Source organism: Streptomyces sp. NPDC059695 (assembly GCF_042733785.1).
Classification (GTDB): domain Bacteria; phylum Actinomycetota; class Actinomycetes; order Streptomycetales; family Streptomycetaceae; genus Streptomyces.
The window spans coordinates 104,944-118,470 of the sequence record NZ_JBHWFF010000013.1 but is presented as its reverse complement, the minus strand read 5'-3'; the positions used below and the strand labels follow the sequence as shown (position 1 = coordinate 118,470).

Genomic DNA, 13,527 nt, shown 5'->3' with positions numbered 1-13,527 from the left:
GAAACAACCGTGGTTCCGCATGTGTGAGGGTACGGAAAAGCCCGAGCACGGCCCTGTTCGACCGCACCCCTGACCACGTCCTGTTCACGTACACGCAGAACGTGCTCTTCCGGTTCGAACCCTACGTCAATCTCTCCGGGGAAGACTGCCCGGAAGAGTGACTCTGATGCGGCAGCCACGTGACGATTCGGCCACTCCGATTCCGCCGCCGTGCAGATCCACCGCCCAGCGCGCGATCGCCAGGCCGAGGCCCGTGCCGCCGTCGCTCCCGGGGCCGTGCCGGTCCGGGGACGACCCCCGGTTGAAGCGCTCGAAGACCTTGTGCCGCTCCGACTCCGGGATGCCGGGGCCCTCGTCCTCGACCTCCAGCTCCAGCGAGTCCTGATACGGGCCGCGCCGGGCCCGGACCGTGACCCGGCCGTGCGGCGGGGAGTGCTTCACCGCGTTGTCGATCAGGTTCGCCATGACCTGGTGCAGCCGCTCCGCGTCCGCGACGGCGACCAGCTCGGGCGGCGACACGTCCAGGTGCAGATGCACGTCCGTACGGCGGTGCAGGCCCGACGTGGACGAGAGGCCGCGCTGGGACGCCGCCAGGTTCGCCTCCCGCAGCACCCCCGACAGATACGGCCAGACCTCGAAACGGCCCGCCCGCAGCGCGACGACACCGTTGTCAAGACGTGACAGGTCCAGCAGCGTCTCCACCAGCCGGCCGAGCCGCTCCGTCTGCTTCAGCGCCGACCGCATGGTCTCCGGATCGGCCTGCGACACCCCGTCCACCACGTTCTCCAGGACGGCCCGGAGCGCGGCGATCGGCGTGCGCAGCTCGTGCGAGACGTTCGCCACCAGCTCCTTGCGGTGCCGGTCGACGGCCTCCAGGTCGTCCGCCATGCGGTTGATCGTCGAGGCGAGGTCGCCCAGCTCGTCCCGCCGGTCGGCGCCCCGGACCCGGCGGCTGAAGTCCCCGCGGGAGATCGAGCCGGCCACCGTGTTCATCTCGTCGAGCGGCGCCGTCAGGGACTGCGCGACGAACTGCGTGATCAGCAGGGTCGCGATCATCGCGAAGATCGTGATGTACCGGAACTCCGTGGACGTGCGGATCGCGACCAGGGCCAGGCAGGAGGTCAGCAGGACCGCCCCGACGACCAGGGTGCCCAGCTTGGTCTTGATCGAGATCACGATGCGGCGCGTCCGCTGCCCGTCCCGCCCCGTGTGCGGCCTCCCGGGCCCCGGCCGGTTCACGGCGCCGGGGTCTCCAGCGCGTAGCCGACGCCGTGGACCGTGCGGATCCGCTCGGCCCCGATCTTCCGGCGCAGCGCCTTGATGTGGCTGTCGACGGTCCGGGTGCCCGAGGCGTCCGCCCAGTCCCACACCTCCGCGAGCAGCTGCTCGCGGGAGAGGACCGCGCGGGGCGTGCTCGCGAGGCAGACCAGCAGGTCGAACTCGGTCGGGGTCAGGTGCACGTCCTCCGCCCGGACCCGGACCCGGCGCTGCGCGTGGTCGATCTCCAGCTCGCCCAGGCGCAGGATCCCGCTGCGCGGGGTGACCGCCGCGAGCGCGGCCCGCTCCACGCGGCGCAGCAGCACGTGCACCCGGGCGGCCAGCTCGCGCATCGAGAACGGCTTGGTCATGTAGTCGTCCGCGCCCACGCCGAGGCCGACCAGCATGTCGGTCTCGTCGTCGCGGGCGGTCAGCATGAGGACCGGGACGGGCCGCTGGGCCTGGACCCTGCGGCACACCTCCAGGCCGTCGAAGCCGGGGAGCATCACATCCAGGACCATCAGGTCGGGCTGCCAGGCCTCGGCCGCGTCGACGGCCGCCGGGCCGTCGGTCGCGGTCTGCACGAGGAAGCCCTCGGCGCGCAGCCGGGCGGAGATCGCCTCCACGATCGTGGCGTCGTCCTCGACCACAAGGACGCGCCGCTGGGCCCCCGGAGTGGCCGCCGCACCGTGGTGAGTGGTGTGTGTCTGCTCCATTGCCCCGCCTCGCGTCGCCGATGTCGGCTCAGCAGCCTAGAGGTACCGGCGGCGTCCAGGCTATCCAGGAGTTATCAGGGACGGACCGCGAGGTGGACCGCGTCGGGGACGCCCCGGGCAACGGGGATCTCTTCCGTCCGTACCCCGCTGAATCCGGCATTCCGCAACGAGTCTTCGAAATCGGCGGACGGCCGGGCGGACCACACGGCGAGGATTCCGCCGGGGTTCAGCCGGGCCGCGCAGGCGGCCAATCCCTCGGGCGAGTAAAGGGATTCGTTGTCCTCGGTGACCGTCCAGTCGGGGCCGTTGTCGATGTCGAGGCAGAGGGCGTCGTAGGTGTCGGTGGTGGTGCGGAGGTGGGCCACGAGGTCCGTGTGCAGGATCACGGTGCGCGGATCGGCGAGCGCGGCCCCGGAGAGGGCCGCGAGGGGTCCTCCGCGGTGCCAGTCGATGATCGCCTCCTCGCGCTCGACGACCGAGATCCGGCCCCAGCGGGGGTCGGCGGCGGCATGGGCGAGGGAGAAGCCGACGCCGAGGCCGCCGATCAGGACGGAGGCGCCGGTGCGGGACTCCTCGGGGAGGGCGGCCAGTGCGGCGTCGATCAGGAGCCGCTCGGAGCGCCCGTCGGAGGTGTCCATCAGGAAGGTGCCGTTGGCGATGATCTCGTAGTGCTCGGCGCGCCTGCGGAGCACCACCTCTCCGTACGGCCCTTCGCGTCGGTCGAGGGTGACGGGGCTGGTCATGATCACTCCGAGGCTCGGTTGCGTACGGTTCGTCCCGGCCATCCTGGACGGCGGCGAAGGCCGGGACAAACCCTTAACGAGCCTTACGGGCGCGGGGCTTCGCGCTCCACGTACCGCTCGACCGCCGTCAGCTCGCGCCGTGCGCCGACCGGGGTGCCGTAGGTGCGGTCCCAGGTGACCGGCGCGATCGTGACGTGGCCCCTGCCGAGCAGCCAGGTGGAGTCGGCGTCCCTGCGGCCCTCGGCGCACTCGCCCTCGCCGGTGCCGTCCACCGGGCAGAGGCCGAGGGCGATGTCGAAGGAGTCGCCGTTCCCGCGCTGCTCGAAGGCGTGGTAGACCACGGCCCCGTCCCCGACGCGCGTCCAGACCGGGGTGCCGGCCCGCCGCCCGGCGCTGACGTCGGGGTAGTCGACCTTCAGGGCGAAGGCGGAGGTCAGCAGGGCGCGCTGCCGGAGGCCGGCGACGAGGCGGGCCCCGAACTCGGCGTTGGCGCGGTAGTTGACCCGGGGGAAGCTCGTGTTCGTCTCGTCGCCGGAGGAGGAGAACGCGATCGCGGGGACGTCCTGGTCGATCGCCGCGACGGCCGCCCCGACGGTGCCGGAGTCGTTCACGCTCGCGGAGACGTTGGGGCCGGAGTTGATGCCGGTGAGGACGAGGTCGGGGGCGCCGGTCCATCCGGCCTTGGCTCTGAGCCCGGCGCGGAGGGCGAGTTTGACGGTGTCGGCGGGGGTGGCGGACGGGGAGTCCTTGCCGCACGGGCCGTCGGCGAGGCAGACGCCGTAGACCGCGCCCCGGGCGGGCGCCTGCGCGCAGTCGTCCTCGTAGCCGGCGGGCAGGGCGGTGCGGCGCTGGGCGGTGAGGACGCCGCCGTTGGTGACGGCGGTGCCCTTGCCGGACTGGACCTGCCAGGGCGCCATCACGACGACGTCGGCGCCGGCGGCGCACATGGCGCGGCGGAGCTCGTACAGGCCGAGACCGTCGGAGTTGCTCGCCCTCGCCGCCTGCATCGAGTCGTCGTTGGAGATCAGGATCCGCATCCCGGCGAGCGGGAGGGGCCTCTCGGTCCTGTCGGGGGTGACGGCGTGGGCGGTGACTCCGGCGGCGGCGAGTACGGCCGCGGCGGCGGACAGCGCGAGGTACGTGCGCATGGGAAACGTCCCTTCATGGGCATGACATGCGAGCAGGGAAGAGGATCCGGGGCCCAGCCCCCCACGGGAGGGCCCCGGATCGTGCGCGGGGTCGTCAGATGCCCCGCGGTCTGTGGGAGATCTCAGATCTCCAGGCCGTGGCCGTGCGCGAACACCGGATCCACCGTGTCGTTCGGGACGTCCGGCCGGGACGCCGCCACCGCCGCCATCGAGCGCGGCAGCTCGAACGGCAGCCTCCCCTCCGGCTTCGCCCGGCCGAAGGCCACGTCGAGGAGGGCCTCGTCGCTCGCGCCGTAGTCGGCGATCAGCGCGGCCGCGTGCTCGGCGATCTCCGGCAGGACGGCCGGCCGCTCCAGGTTCACGCAGACCAGCGTCGGGACGGCCCGCAGGAGCGCGAGGATCCCGGCCAGCTCCTCCGCGCCGAAGGCGAGGTCGCCGGAGTGGAAGAACGACTCGAACCGGTTGGGGCGCTCCTCGTACGGGGTGCGCAGCCGCAGCACCGCGAGGTCGGCCTCGGCCGGGTCGCCGACGACCTCGCCGTACGCCGCCGCGACCGCCGGGTCGACGTTCTCCACGTACAGCCTCGGCCGCCCCGCCACGGGGAGCGGTCCGTCGGTGAGCACGGTGAGCGAGCGGCGCTGGGCGGCGGCGCCCGCGGCCGCGAAGTCCGCGCGGCCGACCGTCTCGGCGGCCTCGTCGGGGTCGACGTAGCGGCGCTCGTCGAAGAGCCCCAGGACGAACTTCTCCCGCAGCAGCCGCCGTACGGACGCGTCGATCCGCTCCTCGGAGATCCGGCCCGCCGCGACGAGCTCCACGATCACCTCGGGGCACTCCTCGCCGCCGAACTGGTCCGCGCCCGCGTCCAGCGCCTTCGCGGCCCGCTCGGCCACGCTCAGGTGCTCGACGCCCCAGGCGCGGGCCTCGTGCACCTCGCCGAAGATCGAGGAGTCCCGGAGCAGGCCCCAGTCGGTGCAGACGATGCCGGTGAAGCCCAGCTCCTCGCGGAGCAGGCCCGTGATGACGCCCTTGTTGAAGCCGAAGCCGACCTCCTCCCAGTCCGTGCCGACCGGCTGGCCGTAGTACGGCATCATCTGCGAGCAGCCGGCGGCGATCGCGGCCCGGAACGGCTCCAGGTGGTGCTCCCGCATCCCGCCCGGGTAGACCTGCTCCTTGCCGTGCGGGAAGTGCGGGTCCTCGCCGTCCTTCTGCGGGCCGCCGCCGGGGAAGTGCTTGACCATCGCGGCCACCGAGTCCGGGCCGAGCTCGGGGCCCTGGAGTCCGCGCACGTACGCCCGGACCAGCTCGCCCGTCAGCTTCGCGTCGGAGCCGAAGGTGCCGGACTGACGGGACCAGCGGGGTTCGGTCGCGAGGTCGATCTGCGGGTGGAGCGCGGTGCGGAAGCCGACGGAGAGGTACTCGCGGCGGACGGTGTCGGCGAAGTCGAGGACCAGCTCCGGGTCGCCGATCGCGGCGAGGCCGAGCGCCTCGGGCCAGGCGGAGAAGGCGCCGGAGTTGAACGAGGCGCCGATGTTGTCCGTGAAGGCGTGGCGGGGGTCGGTCGACAGGGAGACGGGGATGCCGAGCCGGGTGCCCGCCGCCATCTCCTGGATCGCGTTGTGCCAGAGGGCCATCTCGCGGGCGCCGTGGGTGCCGAGCAGGTTGAAGTGGGTCAGCCGGCGGTCCTCGATGAGCTGCGGGGTGGTGAGCGGCAGCGTCGCGCCGTCGGTCTCGGTCACCGGGGAACCGTCGGCGTTCATCATCAGCATGCTGTGGAAGAGCTGTCCGGCCTTCTCCTCCAGCGTCATGCGGGAGAGGAGGTCCTCGACGCGCTCGTCGACGGGGCGGCCGGCGTCCTGGTACGGGTGCATGGTGGCTCCGGGGCTGATCGACCGACGGCCGGGGGGAGGGTGCCGCCGGTGACGGGCCGGCGGCGGCGCCGACCTTGGGCGACCACAGGCTAAGCGTGAAAACCGAGTGACCACTAGGTTTCTGGTTTGTGTCCTGGGTCACAGGGCGAAGCGGGCATTCCGGGCCCGGCTAAGGTGGCCGCATGCCGGAGAACACGGGCCGAACGAACCGCAGGACCGCAGGCAGGGGCGGCTACGCGGTCGGCGACGCGCGCCGCCAGAAGATCCTGGACACCGCCGTCGACCACTTCGGGCGGTGGGGCTTCCACGCCTCCTCCCTCGCCCGGATCGCGAACGACTGCGGCATCACACAGGGCGGCCTCCTGCACCACTTCCGCAGCAAGGAGGACCTGCTGCTCTCGGTCCTCGCGCAGAGCGAGCAGCACGACGAGGAGCGCCTGTTCGGCGTCGACCCCGACTCGTACGCCGCCTACCTGGAGACCCTCGTCGCCCTCGTCGAGGAGAACACCCGCCGCCCCGGCATCGTCCGGATGTTCAACGTCCTGGTGGGCGAGTCCGGCAACGTCGGGCACCCCGCCCACGCGTACTTCAAGGAGCGCTACGCGCGCGTGCTCCGGCACACCGTCGGCATCCTGGACGAGGCCGTGCGGCGCGGCGAGCTCCGCCCCGGCCTCGACGGCCCGGCCGTCGCCCAGGAGCTCCTCGCCGTCATGGACGGCCTCCAGATCCAGTGGGCGCTCGACCCGGCCTCGATGGACATGCCGGCCCGGGTGGGGGCCTACCTCCGGCGCCGGTACGCGGAGATCGCGGCGCCCCGCGACTGACGGGCGCCCGGCGACCGGGCTCAGGCCCCCCGCGTGCTCCGGCGCGCGCCGGAGCCAGGCGTGCAGCGCGGTGCCGGTCGCGTCCGCGAGGCACCCGCGCGCGGGCTCACGGGCTCGTCGGCGGGCCGCCCTCCGGGAGGGCGGCGAAGACGCGCTGGAGGGCGGGCGGGCGCTCGCCGTCGCCCGCGACGACCAGGCGGTGGCGGTAGGTCACGGAGTACTGGAAGCCGTCCGCGACCGGGCGGCCCGTCGGGCGCTCCGGGACCAGGGCGTAGGCGGGGTCCTCCAGGGCCGCCCGCAGCTCGGCGGCCTCGGCGGGGGTCTGCCTGCCCGCGCGCGGCGGCTCGGCGCCGGACCGGCTGGTCCAGGAGCCGTCGTAGTGGACGACGAGCCGGTTGTGGACGCCGGCGAAGCCGCCGCTCACGACCACCTCGACGAGCACCTCGCCCGGCTGCGGGTCCGCCGCCGGTGTGCCCGGCCCGGTGGTGGGGCTCGGCACGGCGGGCGCGTCCGTGCTCGACGGGGGGCCGCCGGGCGCGGACGGCACCCCCGGGCCGCAGCCGCTCAGGCCGCCCGCCAGGGCCCCCGCGAGCAGCAGGGCCCCGCACCACGTCCCCGTACTCCGTACGCCTCGCACCATGGGTCGAGCATGCCCCGTCCGGGGTCCCGCGCGCAGCCGGAAGGCCCGGATTCCACCCGTCAGGGGCCCTCGGGGCCCGTGCGGACGATCCCGGTGACCGGTCCCCGGTAGCGCCAGTCCAGGGAGTCGTAGAGCGCGAGCCCGTCCGTGGTCGCGGCGAGCACCCCGGTCACGGCGCCCGCCTGCGCGGCGGCGGCCTCCAGGGTCCGCATGACGTTCGCCCCGAGGCCGCGGCGCCGGTGCGCGGGGTCGGTCTCGATCTGGTCCGCGACGGCGGTGGAGCCGGTCGGGGCGATCTGGCCGCGGGCGGCGAGGGTGCCGTCCGGGGCGAGGATCCTCACCCGGACGACGCCGTCCTCGACCTCGACGGTCCTGGCGTACCCCTCGGGGGGCGCGGGGCGGGCTCCGGGGTCCAGCGGCTTGACCATCATGAATCCCGGGTCGTCGGGGACGGTCCACCCCTCGGTGATCCAGGAGGCGGCCTCCTCGGGGCCCGCCATCACCTTGAGCCAGCTGTACGGCGCGGTCAGCCGTGCGCAGAGCGCCCCGACGGACGCCGCGTCGGGGGCGGGCAGGACGTGACGCACGACGTGCCGGGGCAGGCCGACGTCGATCCGGTAGCCCCAGGGTTCGGCGACGGCGGGCGGGGTGCCCCGGGAGACGGTCCAGCCCGCCACCCAGGCATCTGTAATGGCTTCTATGGTCATGAGGGCATTACATCGGCTGCACGCGGGCGCGTGCGGGGTGATCGCTCAGAGCGAACGAATGTCCGGGAACATCCCCGGGCTCACAAGCATTGAGTGCGTATAGCTCAACTTGACTGCCGAAGGGGAGATCATGGCTTCTGAGTCCATGGCGTCCGTGCCGCTCACTCTGCCTGTGCTGCCGCTCGACGACGAGGTCGTGCTGCCCGGAATGGTGGTGCCGCTGGACCTGTCCGACAACGACGTACGGGCCGCCGTCGAGGCCGCCCAGGCCGCAGCCCGCTCCGGAACGGGCAAGCCCCGCGTGCTCCTCGTCCCGCGGATCGACGGAACCTACGCCGGCACCGGCGTCCTGGGCATCGTCGAGCAGGTCGGCCGCCTGTCCGACGGCGACCCCGGCGCCCTCATCCGCGGCCTCGGCCGCGTCCGCATCGGCGCCGGCACCACCGGCCCCGGCGCCGCCCTCTGGGTCGAGGGCAACGCCGTCGAGGAGACCCTGCCCGACCCGCTGCCCGGCGCCGTGACCGAACTGGTCAAGGAGTACAAGGCGCTGGCCACCAGCTGGCTCAAGAAGCGCGGCGCCTGGCAGGTCGTCGACCGCGTCCAGCAGATCGACGGCGTCGGCGCCCTCGCCGACAACTCCGGGTACTCGCCCTTCCTCGGCGTCGAGCAGAAGGTCGAACTCCTGGAGACCGCCGACCCGGTCGCCCGCCTCCGGCTGGCCACGACCCACCTCCGCGAGCACCTCGCCGAGCAGGACGTCGCCGAGACCATCGCCAAGGACGTCCAGGAGGGCGTCGACAAGCAGCAGCGCGAGTTCCTGCTCCGCCGTCAGCTCGAAGCCGTCCGCAAGGAGCTCCGCGACCTCAACGGCGAGGCCGAGGGGGACGAGTCCGACGACTACCGCGCCCGCGTGGAGGCCGCCGACCTGCCCGGGAAGGTGCGCGAGGCCGCCCTCAAGGAGGTCGAGAAGCTGGAGCGGTCCAGCGACCAGTCCCCCGAGGGCTCCTGGATCCGCACCTGGCTCGACACCGTCCTCGAACTCCCGTGGAACGAGCGGACCGAGGACCGGTACGACATCCGGGGCGCCCGCGCGGTCCTGGACGCCGAGCACGCCGGACTCGACGACGTGAAGGAACGCATCACCGAGTACCTGGCGGTGCGCAAGCGCCGCTCCGAGCGCGGCCTCGGCGTCGTCGGCGGCCGCCGCGGCGGAGCCGTCCTCGCCCTCGTCGGTCCGCCCGGCGTCGGCAAGACGTCGATCGCGGAATCGGTGGCCCACGCCATGGGCCGGAAGTTCGTCCGCGTCGCCCTCGGCGGCGTCCGCGACGAGGCGGAGATCCGCGGCCACCGGCGGACCTACGTCGGCGCCCTGCCCGGCCGGATCGTCCGCGCCGTCAAGGAGGCCGGGTCCATGAACCCGGTGGTCCTGCTCGACGAGATCGACAAGGTGGGGTCCGACTTCCGCGGCGACCCCGCGGCGGCGCTCCTCGAAGTCCTCGACCCGGCGCAGAACCACACCTTCCGCGACCACTACCTGGAGGTCGAACTCGACCTCTCCGACGTCGTCTTCCTCGCCACCGCCAACGTCCTCGAAGCCATCCCCGACGCGCTCCTGGACCGCATGGAGCTGGTGCGCCTCGACGGCTACACGGAGGACGAGAAGGTCGTCATCGCCCGTGACCACCTGCTCCCGCGCCAGCTGGAGCGGGCCGGCCTGGAGCCGGGCGAGGTCGTCCTGGAGGAGTCGGCGCTGCGGAAGCTGGCCGGCGAGTACACCCGCGAGGCCGGCGTCCGCACCCTGGAGCGTTCGATCGCCCGGCTGCTCCGCAAGATCGCGGCCCAGCACGAACTGGGCGACCGCGAGCTGCCGTTCACCCTCGGGCCCGACGGCCTGCGGGAGCTCATCGGGCGGCCGCACCACGTGCCGGAGTCGGCCCAGGACCCGGCGGAGCGGCGGACGGCCGTGCCGGGTGTCGCCACGGGCCTGGCCGTGACCGGTGCGGGCGGCGACGTCCTCTTCGTGGAGGCGTCCCTCGCCGACCCGGAGACGGGTGCGGCCGGTCTCACCCTCACCGGACAGCTGGGCGACGTGATGAAGGAGTCGGCGCAGATCGCGCTCTCCTTCCTCCGCTCGCACGGCGCGGAGCTGGAGCTGCCGGTCACCGGACTCAAGGACCGGGGCGTGCACATCCACTTCCCGGCGGGCGCGGTGCCCAAGGACGGGCCGAGCGCGGGCGTCACCATGACCACCGCCCTCGCCTCCCTGCTGAGCGGCCGGCTCGTCCGTACGGACGTGGCCATGACCGGCGAGGTCTCCCTCACCGGCCGGGTGCTGCCGATCGGTGGCGTGAAGCAGAAGCTCCTCGCCGCGCACCGGGCGGGCATCACGACCGTCGTGATCCCCAAGCGGAACGAGGCCGACCTGGACGACGTCCCGGCCGAGATCCTGGAGAAGCTGGAGGTCCACCCGGTGACGGACGTCCGCCAGGTCCTGGAGATCGCGCTCGCCCCGGCGGTGGTGCCGGTGGACGTGGCCGCGTAACTCCCCTTCCGCCCGACCCGGGGGGGGATGCCGCAACCCCCCCCCGCCAGGCCCCAACCCCGGAGACGGGGGTAAAAGCGGGAGGGGGGGGGGGGGGGGGGGGCGGGGCTGGCCCCCCCCCCCCCCCGGGGCGGGGGGGGGCCGCCCCCCGCCCCCCCCCCCCCCCCCCCGCGTCCGAATCCCGTTACCGGGATGTCAGTCGGGGCTGGCATGCTCGTACGCATGAACGACGACGCCTTCTGGGCTCTCATCGACGAGTTGAGCCGCCGTCCCGGTGACCGGGACGAGCGACTGGATCGGCTGCGGGCCGACCTGATCCGGCGCCCGGCGGCCGAGAGCGTGGAGTTCCAGGTGCGTCTGGAGAGGGCGTGCGAGGTCGCGGACACGCGCGCGCTGTGGAAGGCGGCGGACCGGATCGAGGGCGGGGACTGCACCGACGACGGCTTCCACTACTTCACGCTCTGGCTGGTGGGTCAGGGGCGCAAGGTGTACGAGTCGGTCCTCGCCGACCCGGACGCGCTGGCCGACGTGCCCGGCGTGCGGGCGCTGGTGGGCCGCCACCGCGACACGTGGGACGACGACGAGTGGCCCGAGTGGGAGGAGCTCGACTACGTGGCGCAGGACGTGTGGGACGAGCTGACGGGCCAGGAGGGCGACGACGGCGAGGAGTTCCTGGACGCCGTCGAGGAGGCGGAGGACGCCGCCGAGGCGGCGGGGGAGTGGGAAGAGGGCGATCAGGCCCGGGGGTCCCGGCCGGAGGGGTTGGCGATGCCCCGGCTCACCGCCCTCTTCCCGCCCGGTGCCTCCGGCTCCTAGGAGCCGGAGGGGTCCGTGGCGCGTATGACGCCCGGGCCGCGGAGGGTTCCGTGGCCCGGGCGGTCAGGACGCGCGGGCGCCGTGGCCGTGTGACGGCCGGGCCGCGGAGGGGTCCGCGCCCCGCGTGGTCAGGACGCGGAGGAGTTCCGGCGGCGGCTCAGGAGCAGGCTGCCGCCGGCGAAGGCGGCGAGGGCGCCCGCGGCGGCGAGGGCCGTCGGGAGCGGCGAGGCGGGGGCCTCGGCCGTCTCGGCGGACAGGGCCGGGGGCTGCTCGTCGCCGCCGTGGCCCGCGTGGCTCACGGTGGAGAGCGAGGCGCCCGCCGCGATCTTGGCCTCGGTCGGGGCCTGGGCCTGCTTCTGCGCCGGGGTGCCCGCCGCCGCACCGCCGAAGGTGACGTCCGAGCAGCTGTAGAACGCCTCGGGGCTGTCGTTGCGCTGCCAGACCTTGTAGATGATGTGGCGGCCGGTGCGGGCCGGCAGGTTGCCCGTGAAGTTGTAGAAGCCGTCGGTCGCGGTGCGCGTGGTGTTGTAGACCGCGACGGGCGTCGCGTCCAGGTCCGACCACTTCAGGGGCTTGGTCGGGTCGAAGCCCGCCTTGGTGATGTAGATCGTCATCGTGCCCGAGTGGGCGGCCGTCACCCGGACCTTGAAGTCGAACGAGCCCGCGGCCACGGCCGTCGAGGGCCAGTCGGTGCGCGCCCAGTCCAGCGCCCGGTACTTCTCGCGGTTGGCCGAGCAGAGCTTGCCGTCCGGGATCAGGGCCTGGTGCTGCCCGGCGGCGTTGGCGATGTTGACCTCGTTCCAGTCGTAGAGCGGCTGGGTGCCGGAGTCGGCGACGAGGTCCTTGCACACCTGCGACTTGGGCGTCTCGGGGCCCTCGGCGTAGCAGGCCGCCACCCGGCTCACGGGGTTGAAGACGGCCCCGTGGGCGCTCGCGGTGGTGGGGGTGAGGCTGACCAGGGCAGCGGCGGCGGACAGCGCGGCGACGCCGGTGGCGGTACGGCGGTAGGAGGGCATGCGGGGGCTCTCTCTCGTGCGTGGGGGAGTACGGGACGAGCAACGCGCGCGGGGCGCACGGAAGTTGGATTCCGGGCGACCGGCGGAGGAAGCCTCGCATTGGTCCATACCAATGGGCAAGGGGGTGGGTGGAAAAACCCGGAGCGGCCCCCCGGGGTGCCGCACACCCGGGAGGCCGCGGGACGCGGGGGCGGGGTCAGCCGTTCGCGAGCGCCTGCACGCGCGAGTAGTCCCCGTTGAAGTGGTTGTGGTCGCCGACCGTCGGGCCGGAGGAGGTGTACTGCCAGATCGTGTAGTACGGCCAGCCGGCCGGGAGTTCGCCGACGTCGGAGGCGTACCGCGCGATCCACAGCGGGTTGGTGGAGGCGAAGGCCGAGGAGTTGCCGGTGCACTGCTTCCACCAGCTGGTGGCCGTGTAGATCACCGCGTCGCGGCCCGTCCTGGCCTTGTACCGGTTCACGAAGTCCTGGATCCACGCGACCATCCCGGCCGCCGACTTGCCGTAGCAGGCCGCGCCGTACGGGTTCCACTCGATGTCGAGCACGCCCGGCAGCGTCCGGCCGTCCTGCGACCAGCCGCCGCCGTTGTTGACGAAGTAGTCGGCCTGGGCGGCTCCGGTCGTGGTGTCCGGGGTGGCGAAGTGGTACGTGCCGCGGATCATGCCGACGTTGTAGGAGCCGTTGTACTGCTGGGCGAAGGACGTGTTCTTGTAGTACGTGCCTTCCGTCGCCTTGACGTAGGCCCACTTGACCCCGCTGTTCCACAGCGTGGACCAGGCCACGTTGCCGTTGTGGCTGGAGACGTCCACGCCTTCCGTCTGCGCGGCCAGGGCCGCGCCGCCGGACGTGGGGCCCTGGCCGTCGTGCGCGATCACGCCCATGCCCATGTGTGCGGAGCCCCGGGCGGGGGCCGCCTGCCGGGCGCCGGGGTCCTGGGCCGCGGCGGCGGTGCCGGGGAGGCCGAGGGGGAGGAGGAGGGCCAGGGCCGCGAGGGCGGCGCCGGCGAGGGTCGTTCCGGATCTGTGCACACGCATTGCGTGCCTCCGAAAGGCTCGGTGGGGGAGCGGTGGCGGCATGACCCTCGACGCGACCTGGAATGGACATGTCATTCGGGGCTGCCGGACAAGACGCTACGCACGTAGACCCGCCCGACGGAAGGGGGCCCGGTTGCCGCCGTTGGTCTACGCCTGCGAAATACTGAAGGAGCTGCGGCGATGGACGCCGTCGGAAGAAACTTTCAGCGGTCGGAAA

The 13,527-nt window shown here is 73.4% G+C and carries 12 protein-coding genes; 3 read left to right on the top strand and 9 right to left on the bottom strand.

The genetic code is table 11. The annotated features are described in order from the left end of the window. Window positions 1–126 precede the first annotated feature (126 nt). The 5 genes from ACFV2S_RS18345 to ACFV2S_RS18325 form a co-directional block, all read right to left on the bottom strand. On the bottom strand, window positions 127–1,239 hold the full coding sequence (locus tag ACFV2S_RS18345) for an ATP-binding protein (RefSeq protein ID WP_385559752.1): 1,113 nt from the start codon (window positions 1,237–1,239) through the stop codon (window positions 127–129). Further along, the gene (locus ACFV2S_RS18340) at window positions 1,236–1,973 is read right to left on the bottom strand and encodes a response regulator transcription factor (protein WP_030688813.1); all 738 of its coding nucleotides are present in this window, start codon (window positions 1,971–1,973) and stop codon (window positions 1,236–1,238) included. Before ACFV2S_RS18340 ends, ACFV2S_RS18345 begins: the two co-directional genes overlap by 4 nt. A 74-nt stretch (window positions 1,974–2,047) precedes the next feature. Further along, window positions 2,048–2,716 carry a spermidine synthase gene (locus ACFV2S_RS18335; RefSeq protein ID WP_385559748.1) on the bottom strand — a complete coding sequence of 223 codons (669 nt, stop codon included), beginning with the start codon at window positions 2,714–2,716 and terminating at the stop codon, window positions 2,048–2,050. Window positions 2,717–2,799: 83 nt separating this feature from the next. Next, complete coding sequence (surE, locus tag ACFV2S_RS18330; RefSeq protein ID WP_385559745.1) at window positions 2,800–3,864, bottom strand: 5'/3'-nucleotidase SurE; 1,065 nt, start codon at window positions 3,862–3,864, stop codon at window positions 2,800–2,802. A 122-nt stretch (window positions 3,865–3,986) separates the two neighbouring features. After that, a complete protein-coding gene (locus ACFV2S_RS18325; protein WP_385559742.1) occupies window positions 3,987–5,732 on the bottom strand; it encodes a glycoside hydrolase family 3 protein in 1,746 nt (581 codons plus the stop codon). Window positions 5,733–5,914: 182 nt separating this feature from the next. Here ACFV2S_RS18325 and ACFV2S_RS18320 point away from each other — a divergent pair, with 182 nt between their 5' ends. Beyond that, window positions 5,915–6,556 carry a TetR/AcrR family transcriptional regulator gene (locus ACFV2S_RS18320; RefSeq protein ID WP_385559739.1) on the top strand — a complete coding sequence of 214 codons (642 nt, stop codon included), beginning with the start codon at window positions 5,915–5,917 and terminating at the stop codon, window positions 6,554–6,556. Between the two features lie 106 nt (window positions 6,557–6,662). Here the strand turns inward: ACFV2S_RS18320 and ACFV2S_RS18315 are convergent, their stop codons facing one another. Both ACFV2S_RS18315 and ACFV2S_RS18310 read right to left on the bottom strand, forming a co-directional pair. Next, on the bottom strand, window positions 6,663–7,196 hold the full coding sequence (locus tag ACFV2S_RS18315) for a hypothetical protein (protein WP_385559736.1): 534 nt from the start codon (window positions 7,194–7,196) through the stop codon (window positions 6,663–6,665). A gap of 59 nt (window positions 7,197–7,255) precedes the next feature. Then, complete coding sequence (locus tag ACFV2S_RS18310; RefSeq protein WP_385559733.1) at window positions 7,256–7,903, bottom strand: GNAT family N-acetyltransferase; 648 nt, start codon at window positions 7,901–7,903, stop codon at window positions 7,256–7,258. Window positions 7,904–8,033: 130 nt separating this feature from the next. Between ACFV2S_RS18310 and lon the strand changes: the two genes are divergently transcribed. Both lon and ACFV2S_RS18300 read left to right on the top strand, forming a co-directional pair. Then, window positions 8,034–10,445: an endopeptidase La gene (gene lon, locus ACFV2S_RS18305; protein WP_385559730.1), complete on the top strand. Its 2,412-nt coding sequence runs from the start codon at window positions 8,034–8,036 to the stop codon at window positions 10,443–10,445. Window positions 10,446–10,667: 222 nt separating this feature from the next. Next, entirely contained in the window at window positions 10,668–11,261 is a 594-nt protein-coding gene (locus ACFV2S_RS18300; protein WP_385559727.1) for a DUF4240 domain-containing protein, read from the top strand. A 128-nt stretch (window positions 11,262–11,389) separates the two neighbouring features. Here ACFV2S_RS18300 and ACFV2S_RS18295 read toward each other — a convergent pair whose 3' ends face one another. Together ACFV2S_RS18295 and ACFV2S_RS18290 are read right to left on the bottom strand one after the other, a co-directional pair. Continuing rightward, on the bottom strand, window positions 11,390–12,277 hold the full coding sequence (locus ACFV2S_RS18295; protein ID WP_385559724.1) for a lytic polysaccharide monooxygenase: 888 nt from the start codon (window positions 12,275–12,277) through the stop codon (window positions 11,390–11,392). Between the two features lie 196 nt (window positions 12,278–12,473). Then, window positions 12,474–13,310, bottom strand: a complete 837-nt coding sequence (locus ACFV2S_RS18290) for a lysozyme (RefSeq protein ID WP_385559721.1) — start codon at window positions 13,308–13,310, stop codon at window positions 12,474–12,476. Window positions 13,311–13,527: the final 217 nt, after the last annotated feature.